At 69.9% G+C, this 9,873-nt stretch carries 13 protein-coding genes; 5 read left to right on the top strand and 8 right to left on the bottom strand.

The annotated features are described in order from the left end of the window. Nucleotides 1-442: 442 nt before the first annotated feature. The gene (locus BZL64_RS31385) at nt 443-1,084 is read right to left on the bottom strand and encodes a DNA-3-methyladenine glycosylase (RefSeq protein WP_086772523.1); all 642 of its coding nucleotides are present in this window, start codon (nt 1,082-1,084) and stop codon (nt 443-445) included. Between the two features lie 145 nt (nt 1,085-1,229). On the opposite strand from BZL64_RS31385, the gene BZL64_RS31390 reads away from it, so the two are divergent. The 3 genes from BZL64_RS31390 to BZL64_RS31400 all read left to right on the top strand — a co-directional run bounded on the left by BZL64_RS31390 (nt 1,230) and on the right by BZL64_RS31400 (nt 3,311). Beyond that, complete coding sequence (locus BZL64_RS31390; protein ID WP_086772524.1) at nt 1,230-2,012, top strand: sporulation protein; 783 nt, start codon at nt 1,230-1,232, stop codon at nt 2,010-2,012. 43 nt (nt 2,013-2,055) lie between these two features. Next, nucleotides 2,056-2,592, top strand: a complete 537-nt coding sequence (locus BZL64_RS31395; protein ID WP_086772525.1) for a YbhB/YbcL family Raf kinase inhibitor-like protein — start codon at nt 2,056-2,058, stop codon at nt 2,590-2,592. Between the two features lie 212 nt (nt 2,593-2,804). Further along, entirely contained in the window at nt 2,805-3,311 is a 507-nt protein-coding gene (locus BZL64_RS31400) for an HNH endonuclease (protein ID WP_086772526.1), read from the top strand. A gap of 88 nt (nt 3,312-3,399) precedes the next feature. Here BZL64_RS31400 and BZL64_RS31405 read toward each other — a convergent pair whose 3' ends face one another. The 3 genes from BZL64_RS31405 to BZL64_RS31415 form a co-directional block, all read right to left on the bottom strand. Continuing rightward, a complete protein-coding gene (locus tag BZL64_RS31405) occupies nt 3,400-4,350 on the bottom strand; it encodes an SPFH domain-containing protein (protein ID WP_086772527.1) in 951 nt (316 codons plus the stop codon). Between the two features lie 140 nt (nt 4,351-4,490). After that, nucleotides 4,491-4,922, bottom strand: a complete 432-nt coding sequence (locus tag BZL64_RS31410; RefSeq protein WP_086772528.1) for an NfeD family protein — start codon at nt 4,920-4,922, stop codon at nt 4,491-4,493. A 54-nt stretch (nt 4,923-4,976) separates the two neighbouring features. Further along, complete coding sequence (locus BZL64_RS31415) at nt 4,977-5,774, bottom strand: ABC transporter ATP-binding protein (protein WP_086772529.1); 798 nt, start codon at nt 5,772-5,774, stop codon at nt 4,977-4,979. 154 nt (nt 5,775-5,928) lie between these two features. Here BZL64_RS31415 and BZL64_RS31420 point away from each other — a divergent pair, with 154 nt between their 5' ends. Continuing rightward, nucleotides 5,929-6,708, top strand: coding sequence for a hypothetical protein (locus tag BZL64_RS31420; RefSeq protein WP_086772530.1), 780 nt, complete (start codon nt 5,929-5,931; stop codon nt 6,706-6,708). 112 nt (nt 6,709-6,820) lie between these two features. Here BZL64_RS31420 and BZL64_RS31425 read toward each other — a convergent pair whose 3' ends face one another. From BZL64_RS31425 to BZL64_RS31440, 4 genes are all read right to left on the bottom strand, one after another. After that, on the bottom strand, nt 6,821-7,060 hold the full coding sequence (locus tag BZL64_RS31425; protein WP_086772531.1) for a chaplin: 240 nt from the start codon (nt 7,058-7,060) through the stop codon (nt 6,821-6,823). 178 nt (nt 7,061-7,238) lie between these two features. Continuing rightward, entirely contained in the window at nt 7,239-7,484 is a 246-nt protein-coding gene (locus tag BZL64_RS31430; protein WP_086772532.1) for a chaplin, read from the bottom strand. 147 nt (nt 7,485-7,631) lie between these two features. After that, the gene (locus tag BZL64_RS31435) at nt 7,632-8,273 is read right to left on the bottom strand and encodes a response regulator (RefSeq protein ID WP_086772533.1); all 642 of its coding nucleotides are present in this window, start codon (nt 8,271-8,273) and stop codon (nt 7,632-7,634) included. Then, entirely contained in the window at nt 8,266-9,435 is a 1,170-nt protein-coding gene (locus BZL64_RS31440; protein ID WP_086772534.1) for a GAF domain-containing sensor histidine kinase, read from the bottom strand. The genes BZL64_RS31435 and BZL64_RS31440 overlap by 8 nt, the downstream gene beginning before the upstream one ends. Before the next feature lie 211 nt (nt 9,436-9,646). On the opposite strand from BZL64_RS31440, the gene BZL64_RS31445 reads away from it, so the two are divergent. After that, on the top strand, nt 9,647-9,873 hold a 227-nt coding region (locus BZL64_RS31445; RefSeq protein WP_143663361.1), incomplete at its 3' end, for an SDR family NAD(P)-dependent oxidoreductase.

The following is a 9,873-nucleotide window of genomic DNA, read 5'->3' on the forward strand; positions in this document are numbered from 1 at the left end:
ACCTCATCCTCGGCTATCACTGCCGGGGACGGGGTATCAACATATCTGGCGTTGATTTTTGGCACGCTGTTGAGTTCTCAAGGAACGGACGCTTCCTTTGTACTCACCCGAGAGACTCTCTCAGGCTTTCCTCCGGGCGCTTCCCTTCGGTCTTGCGTTTCCGACTCTATCAGACCGTTTCCAGTTCCGATTCCCTGTCGGCGGGATTTATCTTGGGCTTTTGGCTTTCGCCTGTCGGCCTTTCGACATTCACTACGTTAGCCGATTCTCTCGCCAGCTCATAATCGAGCTTCGTCGAGTTCGAATTCAGACATGCGGACACGTCGAATTCGACCCCCGCTGAGGGGCGATCTAGGTAGTGGGTTGGCCGCTTCCGGCTGCAGGCGAATGCCGTACCCGGGTCAAGCGGCTCGGGCTACGTTACGCCGCTGCCCAAGGGGAGTCAACTTCGCCGGCGCCGGGGCACATGGGCCCGGTAGGGGCTCACTGTCGGGTCGTCAGCGACCCAGTAGCGCCAGGGGTGGACGCCTCCGTCACCGGAGACTCCGGTGCGCGGACCGTTGCGCACCTGGTCGGCGGGGACCGGGGTGCCCGTGAGGATGCGGATCGGGGTGTCGCCGGAGGCGCAGGCATCCGTCCCGTCGAGGGCCCGGTCGACGTCCAGGGCCGTGGCCAGGCGGGCGGGGCCTTTGGCCAGTTCCTTGTCGTTACGGGCCGAGAGTCGACGTTTGCGAGCCTGGTCGGCGCCTTCGATCACCTCGCCGGCGCGGAGGAGGACACCGCTCGCCTCGCCCTCCGGACCGCAGACGAGGTTCATGCAGTGCCACATGCCGTAGGTGAAGTAGACGTACACATGTCCGGCCGGACCGAACATCACGCTGTTGCGGGCCGTACGGCCGCGGAAGGCGTGGGAGCCGGGGTCGTTCGGGCCGTCGTAGGCCTCGACCTCGGTGAGGCGCAGGGTGATCGGACCGTCCGGGGTGGTGCGCACGACGAGGCGGCCGAGAAGTTCGGGGGCGACGTCCAGTACGGGGCGCTCGAAGAAGGTCCTGGGCAGAGGCGTACGGTCGGGGGTCGCGATCATGCCCTCCGAGCGTAGTGGAGACGGTCGGTGCGCCGGGGTGGCCGTCCCGGACTCGACTTGTCAGGGTGGAGCGCGGAACCGGCCCCGGCCGGATTGCGTTGGTAGGGATCAAGGATCCCGTCGTAGAGGTCGTAGAGGGAGAGTCATGGCGTTCAAGAAGCTGCTCGCGAGTCTCGGGGCCGGTGGGGCCTCGGTCGAGACGGTGCTGACCGAGGTCAACGTCGTCCCGGGTGGCGTGGTGCAGGGTGAGGTGCGGATCCAGGGCGGGTCCGTCAACCAGCAGATCGAGGGGCTGTCGGTCGGGCTCCAGGCCAAGGTCGAGGTCGAGAACGGGGACCAGGAGTACAAGCAGGACATCGAGTTCACCAAGCAGCGGCTGGGCGGGGCCTTCGAGCTCCAGGCGAACGCGGTGCACGCCGTGCCGTTCGGGCTGGAGATCCCGTGGGAGACGCCGGTCACGATGATCGACGGACAGGCCCTGCGTGGGATGAACATCGGGGTGACCACCGAGCTGGAGATCGCCCGTGCCGTGGACTCCGGTGACCTGGACCCGGTGAACGTGCACCCGCTGCCCGCGCAGAAGGCGATCCTGGACGCCTTCCTCCAGCTCGGCTTCCGTTTCAAGAACGCGGACCTCGAGCGCGGTCACATCCGGGGTACGCGGCAGAAGCTGCCCTTCTACCAGGAGATCGAGTTCTTCCCCCCGGCGCAGTACCGCGGCCTCAACCAGGTCGAGCTGAGCTTCGTGGCCGACGAGCAGGCGATGGACGTCGTCCTGGAGATGGACAAGAAGCCGGGCCTGTTCAGCGAGAGCAGTGACACCTTCCGCTCGTTCAAGGTGGGGCTGAACGACTTCCAGGGGACCGACTGGGCGGCGTACCTCAACCAGTGGCTGTCCGAGGTCGGCAGCAAGCGCAACTGGTTCTAGGCTCGGAGCCGCTGATTCCAGAACCGATTCGGGAGGTACCGAGGTGACCGAGCTCAAGCGCCGGCCGCTCCCCCACGACTTCCATCCGCCCGTGCCGTCGTTCACGGTGACGAGCGAGGACATCGAGGAGGGCGGGACACTCAAGGGCGATCAGGTCCAGGCGGACGGGAACACCTCGCCGCAGTTGCGGTGGGCGGGTTTCCCGCCGGAGACCAAGAGTTTCGCGGTGACCTGTTACGACCCGGACGCCCCCACGGGCAGCGGGTTCTGGCACTGGGTGCTCTTCGACATCCCCGCCTCGGTGACCGAGCTTCCGGCGGGTGCCGGCGGCGGCAGGTTCGCGGGCCTGCCCGAAGGTGCCGTACACGCGCGCAACGACTACGGGACGAAGGACTTCGGCGGAGCCGCTCCGCCCCCCGGGGACGGGGCGCACCGCTACGTCTTCACGGTGTACGCGGTGGACCAGGAGAAACTCGGTCCGGATGCCGATGCCTCGCCGGCCGTCGTCGGGTTCAATCTGCGGTTCCACACGATCGCGCGGGCCCAGCTGGTCGGTGAGTACGAGAACCCCGCGAGCTGAGCCGGCCCTCGGCTGAGTCAGCTCATCGTTCATTCAACGTTTGCCCGTCCCTGGTCTTGGAAGTGATCAGGGGCGGGCATTTTGTTGCCGGGGGCGCGGGGGGCATCCCCCGTGGGAGCAGCAGATATTGCGTTGTCCATCTCGGCGTGCCCGGCCAGAGTTGACTCCAGCCCGCCAGGGGGTGGGCCGGTGCACACAGGAGGTGGGCTGGTATGCGGGACACGCTGGTACTGAACGCGAGCTTCGAGCCGCTGTCGACGGTGACGTTGAACCGTGCCGTCGTTCTGGTGCTTCAGGACAAGGCCGTCGTCGAGCAGGCCCACCCCGAACTGCGGATGCGGGGAGCCGAGGTGGACATACCGGCGCCCCGGGTCATCAGGCTGTGCAGGTACGTACGGGTGCCGTTCCGAAGACAAGCTCCGTGGTCGAGGCGGGGTGTGCTGGTCAGGGACCGGCACCGGTGCGCGTACTGCGGCCACCGGGCGACCACGGTGGACCACGTGGTGCCGCGGGCTCAGGGTGGTCAGGACTCCTGGCTCAACACGGTCGCCTCCTGCGCGGAGGACAATCACCGTAAGGCGGACCGGACTCCGGACCAGGCGGGGATGCCGTTGCTGCGGCTGCCGTTCGAGCCGACGCCGCAGGACGCGATGCTTCTCGCCCTGGGGCAGGACGACTTGGCGGCGCTGCCGGAGTGGCTGACCATGGACGCCGCTTAGCGGAGTCGTCGTACGTGGCCGCACGCGCGGTTCCCCGCGTCCCCTGACGGGGGGCGCGGGGAACTGTGCGTGCGCGGGGTCCTGCGGGTCAGTCGATCGAGGGCTTCTCGCGGCGTTCCTTCGGGCTGTCCGAGCCGCCGCCGTTGGAGCCCGAACCGCCGCCCATGCCGCCGAAGTTGCCCATGGCACCGGACAGGCCCTTGAGGGCGTCGCCGATTTCGCTGGGGACGATCCAGAGCTTGTTGGCGTCGCCCTCGGCGATCTTCGGGAGCATCTGGAGGTACTGGTAGGACAGGAGCTTCTGGTCCGCGTCGCCGGCGTGGATCGCCTCGAAGACCGTACGGACCGCCTGGGCTTCGCCCTCGGCGCGCAGGGCGGCGGCCTTGGCCTCGCCCTCGGCCCTGAGGATCGCGGACTGCTTCTCGCCCTCGGCCGTGAGGATCGCGGCCTGGCGCGTGCCTTCGGCGGTGAGGATCGCGGCGCGCTTGTCACGGTCGGCGCGCATCTGCTTCTCCATCGAGTCCTGGATGGAGGTCGGGGGCTCGATCGCCTTCAGTTCCACGCGGTTGACGCGGATGCCCCACTTGCCGGTGGCCTCGTCGAGGACGCCGCGCAGGGCCGCGTTGATCTCCTCGCGGGAGGTCAGCGTCCGTTCGAGGTCCATGCCACCGATGATGTTGCGCAGGGTGGTGACGGTGAGCTGCTCGATCGCCTGGATGTAGCTGGCGACTTCGTAGGTCGCGGCGCGGGCGTCGGTCACCTGGTAGTAGATGACGGTGTCGATGTTGACGACCAGGTTGTCCTGGGTGATCACCGGCTGCGGGGGGAACGGCACGACCTGTTCACGCAGGTCGATGCGGTTGCGGATGGTGTCGATGAACGGAACGACGATGTTGAGGCCCGCGTTGAGCGTCCGCGTGTAGCGGCCGAACCGCTCCACGATCGCGGCGCTCGCCTGTGGGATGACCTGGATCGTCTTGATCAGGGCGATGAAGACCAACACCACCAGGATGATCAAGACGATGATGACCGGTTCCATCGTGCTCCCCGTACCCTTCTCCGCCTCGGCGCTTTCGGAAGATCTTAGGCTTGTTGAAGATCTTGCTGGTCGAGTGTGACAGACCGTCGTCCGGCTCGTGGGCTGTTCTGTTCACTTACGCGGTGCGGGAGTTGGCAGGGTCAGATGACGATCGCCGTGGCCCCCTCGATGTCCACGACGTCGACTTCCTGTCCCACGTCGTAGACCCGGTCGGTGTCGAGAGCGCGCGCCGACCAGACTTCGCCGGCCAGCTTGATGCGTCCGCCGGAGCCGTCGACCCGTTCCAGGACGACGGCCTGCTTGCCCTTCAACGCGTCCACTCCGCTGGCGAATTGGGGCCGCTGGGCGCTGTGCCGGGCCGCGATGGGCCGTACGACGGCGATGAGGGCGACGGAGACGGCCACGAAGACGAGTACCTGGGCGACCACGTCGAAGCCGAGTCCCGCCGTGACGGCCGCGGCCACCGCGCCGACCGCGAACATTCCGAACTCCGGCATGGCGGTGACCACCAGCGGGATTCCGAGCGCTGCCGCGCCTACGAGCCACCACACCCACGCGTCGATGTCGTTCACACGTTCATGGTAGGTCCGGCAGGTGCGCTGCCGACAGGGCGCGAACAGGGGCGGTCAGGCGAGCGGCAGTCCCTGGGCCGTCCAGCGGTCGCCGACCTGTTCCACGACGAGGGGGAGGCCGAAGCAGAGGGAGAGGTTGCGGGAGGTCAGTTCGAGTTCGACCGGTCCGGCGGCGAGGACCTTGCCCTGACGGATCATCAGGACGTGGGTGAAGCCGGGGGCGATCTCCTCGACATGGTGCGTGACCATGATCATCGAGGGGGCGATCGGGTCGCGGGCGAGGCGGCCGAGGCGGCGTACGAGGTCCTCGCGGCCACCGAGGTCGAGACCGGCGGCCGGCTCGTCCAGCAGCAGCAGCTCGGGGTCGGTCATCAGGGCGCGGGCGATGAGCGTGCGCTTGCGCTCTCCCTCGGAGAGGGTGCCGAACTTGCGGTCCAGGTAGTCGGTCATGCCGAGGCGGTCGAGGAAGGCGCGGGCGCGCTGCTCGTCGATCTCCTCGTAGTCCTCCTGCCAACCGGCCGTCATGCCGTACGCGGCGGTCAGCACGGTCTGCAGGACGGTCTGGCGCTTGGGGAGCTTGTCGGCCATCGCGATGCCGGCGATGCCGATGCGGGGGCGCAGCTCGAAGACGTCGGTGCCGGGGGTGCCGAGGGTCTCGCCGAGGATGGTGGCGGTGCCGCTGCTGGGGTAGAGGTAGCTGGACGCGATGTTCAGCAGGGTCGTCTTGCCGGCTCCGTTGGGGCCGAGGATGACCCAGCGCTCGCCTTCCTTGACCGACCAGGAGACCTGGTCCACCAGAGCCCGGCCCTCGCGGACCACGGATACGTCCTGAAGCTCCAGAACATCGCTCATGAGCGCGTTGTCTCCCCTTGCAGTGTGGCCGGTCTCGGTTGTCGCGTACGCCAGTGGCTCGGACCGCCGCGCGCGGGTGGGCGCGGCCCTCCGGGAAAATCTACGCCACCGGCCGGGGGGACCGTTCCATCGGTCCGGTCCTTAGGCTGGGGGCATGCTTTCGGAACCGCGCTCTGGTCGCCTTGCCGCTTGGGGAAATGCCCTTTTGGCCGGACTTGTCTCTCCGGACGACGCTGCACTCGCCATCGTCGGCTCGGATGCCGTGCACCGGGTGGAGGGACTGCCCGGCGAGTCCGCGCCCGTCGGTCTCACGCTCGCCCTGGGGAGGCTGCGGGCACTCGGGGTGAGCGGGCTACGGGTGGCGCTGCCGGCGCCGGGGCATCCGCTGGGGCTGAGCGGACCGCCGGAGTTCAACGCGCGGGCGCTGGAGGCCGAGGAGGCGGTGGTCTGTCACGGGGCCGCGCTCGGGCTGGTGCCGGAGGTGTACGAGGCCGGGCCCGCGGGTGACGTGCATGTGGAGGTGGTGTGGCACTGCCTCCCCGTGCGGGAGGCTCCGCCCGCTGACGTGCCGTCGCTAGGTGAGGCCGAGCGGGAGCTGGCGGAGGCCCTGCGCGACGCCACGACCGTGCTGTCACGGTTGGACGTGGCCGGGTCGGGGCCGGTGGCGGAGGCGGCGGTCGAGGCGTACCGGGCTCGGGCGGAAGCGGGACGGGAGATGCTGGCGCCGGGGTATCCGCCGCGGGCGGTGCGGGTGCTGGAGCTCGCGCAGCGGGTGGGGCTGCTGGTGTCGCTGGCGTACGAGAACGGGCACGGGGGTGCGGTGAGCGCGTCCGAGATGGGGGCTCGGGTCGCCGCGTTGCGGCCGGTGGAGCGGACGGGGCGGCGGGCGCAGGTGGCCGCGTACAACGCGTATGTGGAGGAGCGGGAGCGGTGAGGTCTGTCGAGGGGTGAGGGGAGCGTGGCTCGGGGGATCCCAGGTGCCGCCGGCCGGCATGACGAAGGGCCCCGCACCGTGTCGGTGTGGGGCCCTTGCCTTGGTGGTGGTGTCAGTCGTTGACGCCCGTGTTGCCGAAGGCCGGGTTCAGGAGGCCGATGACGTTCACGCTGTTGCCGACGGCGTTGACCGGGATGTGCACCGGGACCTGGACGACGTTGCCCGAGCCGACGCCCGGCGACTTCACGGCCGCGCCCTCGGCGCCCGCGTCGGCGACAGCGGCACCGGCGGAGGCGCCGGCCGCGACACCGGCGACGGTGAGGGCCAGAGCGGCCTTCTTGGCGATGTTCATGAGAAGGGTTCCTCCTGCTGTTGCGTGGGCGACCCGGCCGCGGGTCGTGAGCTGATCAACGCGGGAGGGACACCGGTGGTACGGGGCTCGGCCCGGAACGGCCCGTTCGGGCGATTCGGGCGACAAGCAGACCGGCCTCCCCCGGAGTGGGGCCGGGGGAGGCCGAAGGGCTGGGGACTCAGTGGTTGAGGCCCAGGTTGCCGAAGGCCGGGTTGAGCACGCCGATGACGTTGACGCTGTTGCCGACGGCGTTGACCGGGATGTGCACCGGGGCCTGGATGACGTTGCCCGAGACGACACCAGGCGAGCGCTCGGCCACACCGTCGGCCGACGCACCGCTGGTGGCGGAGGCCATCCCGGCGCCCGCGGCCACCAGCCCGCCGGCCACCATCGTCACGGCCGCTGCCTTCTTCAGGTTCTTCACTTCTGACCCCTCCTGGCGATTGCCGCGGCGATCACCGCGGCACGCACTGGAGAACGCCGGCGACCGCCGAAGGATGCGCCATCCGGGGGACATTCCCACGACGGTATGAATCTCAGACCGGAGGAGACGCGTCCGGATGGGCGGGGTTCAGCCTGCGGCACCGTGGCGTACGGCCCACAGGGCGGCCTGGGTGCGGTCGGCGAGGTCGAGCTTCATCAGGATGTTGGAGACGTGGGTCTTGACGGTCTTCTCGGACAGCACGAGGGCTCGGGCGATCTCCCGGTTGGAGCGGCCGTCCGCTATCAGGGCGAGGACCTCGCGCTCCCGCTCGGTGAGCGAGCCGCCCCTGCCCTGGCCGGAGTTGGCCTCCTCCTGGGAGAGGAGGGCGCCGGCGACCTCCGGCTGGAGCAGGATGTGCCCGGCGTGGACCGAGCGGATGGCGCCGGCCAGCGCGTCGGGGTCCACGTCCTTGTAGACGTACCCGGCGGCGCCCGCGCGCAGGGCGGGGACCACCGTGCGCTGCTCGGTGAAGCTGGTGACGATCAGCACGCGCGCGGGGTTGGCCAGTTCCCGGAGTTTGCGGAGGGCCTCCACGCCGTCCATGCCCGGCATCTTGACGTCCATTAGGACGACGTCGGGCTTCAGTTCCTCGGCGCGGGCCACTCCCTCGGCGCCGTCGGCCGCCTCGCCGACGACCTCGATGTCGTCCTGCACCTCCAGGAAGGTGCGCAGGCCCCGGCGGACGACCTGGTGGTCGTCGACGAGCAGCACCTTGATCGCGTCAGCCACCGGGAGCCTCCAGTTCGATCGTGGTGCCCTTGCCGGGCACCGATTCCACGGTCAGGCTGCCGCCGATCCCGCCGGCCCGGTCGCGCATCGACACCAGCCCGAGGTGACGGCCGGCTCTGCGGACCGTCGTGGGGTCGAATCCGCAGCCGTCGTCCGTGACGCGCAGGACGGTGTCGGGGCCGCGCTTGTGGAGGTTCACGTCGACATGCTCCGCGCCGGAATGGCGCAGCGCGTTGTGCAGTGCCTCCTGGGCGACGCGCAGGAAGGCCTCCTCCTGGGCGGCCGGCAGGGCGCGGACGCCCTGGCCGGTGAAGGTCACGCGCGCGGAGTGGGCGCGGTCCAGGACCTGGATCTGGGTGCGGAGGGTGGCCACGAGACCGTCCTCGTCGAGGGCGGCGGGGCGCAGCTCGACCACGGCGGCGCGCAGTTCGTCGGCGGCCTCGGCGGCGAGGGCGGCCACCTGCTGGAGTTCGCCCTTGGCGCGGGAGGGGTCGCGGTCGACGAGGGTGGCGGCGGCCTGGGCGGTCAGGCGCAGGGAGAACAGTTTCTGGCTGACCGCGTCGTGCAGTTCGTGGGCGAGCCGGGAGCGCTCCTCGGCGATGGTGAGTTCGCGGCTGCGTTCGTACAGGCGGGCGTTGGTGAGGGCGATCGCGGCGTGCTGGGCGAGGATCGAGAGCAGTTCCTCGTCGTCCTCGGTGAAGCCGCAGCGGCCCTCGGACTGCGGTCGCGGGGGGTTTCCCTCCGCGGGGCAGAGCTTGTTGGCGAGGAAGAGGGCGCCGATGACCTCGTCGCCGTCCCGGATGGGCAGGCCGAGGAAGTCGGACATCTCGGGGTGGGCGGACGGCCAGCCCTCGAAGCGGGGGTCCTTGCGCACGTCGGCGAGGCGCTCGGGCTTGGCCTCGTGCAGCATCGCGGCCAGGATGCCGTGCTGGCGGGGCAGCGGGCCGATGGCCTTCCACTGTTCCTCGCCGATGCCGTCGACGACGAACTGGGCGAAGCCTCCGTGATCGTCCGGGACGCCGAGCGCGGCGTACTGCGCGTCGAGCAGCTCGCGGGCCGAGGCGACGATCGTCTTCAGGACGTCACGCACCTCGAGGTGTCTGCTCATGGCCAGCAGCGCGGAACTGACCGCGGCGAGGCCGGACCGGGGGCCTTGACTCATGCTCCTCACGGTACCGGCGGGGTGTGACAGCGGGCATCGGACCTGTGACGCACCGGGGTAGGCCGCAGGGCCTAGGGCTGAGGTCCCCGGTGCCGTGGGCGTACGCCGAAGGGCCCCGGCGGGCCCCGTCCCGCGTCCGAGGCGGCCGGGGCGGTGGCGTTCCTACGGTGAGGGCACCGCCGAGCGGCGGGTCGACGAGGGGACGGTTGTCATGCCGGTTGCGATCATCACGGGGGCTTCGAAGGGGCTGGGGCGGGCGCTCGCCGAGGCCCTGGCCGCGCGGGGCTGGGATCTGGTGCTGGACGCCAGGACGGCGCAGGTGCTGAAGGAGACGGCTGCGGCGGTCGCGGAGCACGGGACGAGGGTGGAGGCGCTCGCCGGGGACGTGACCGATGCCGCGCACCGCGGCGCGCTGGTGGCGGCCGCCCGGCGGCTCGG

The organism is Streptomyces bobili, from assembly GCF_002154575.1.
Taxonomy (GTDB): Bacteria; Actinomycetota; Actinomycetes; order Streptomycetales; family Streptomycetaceae; genus Streptomyces; species Streptomyces bobili.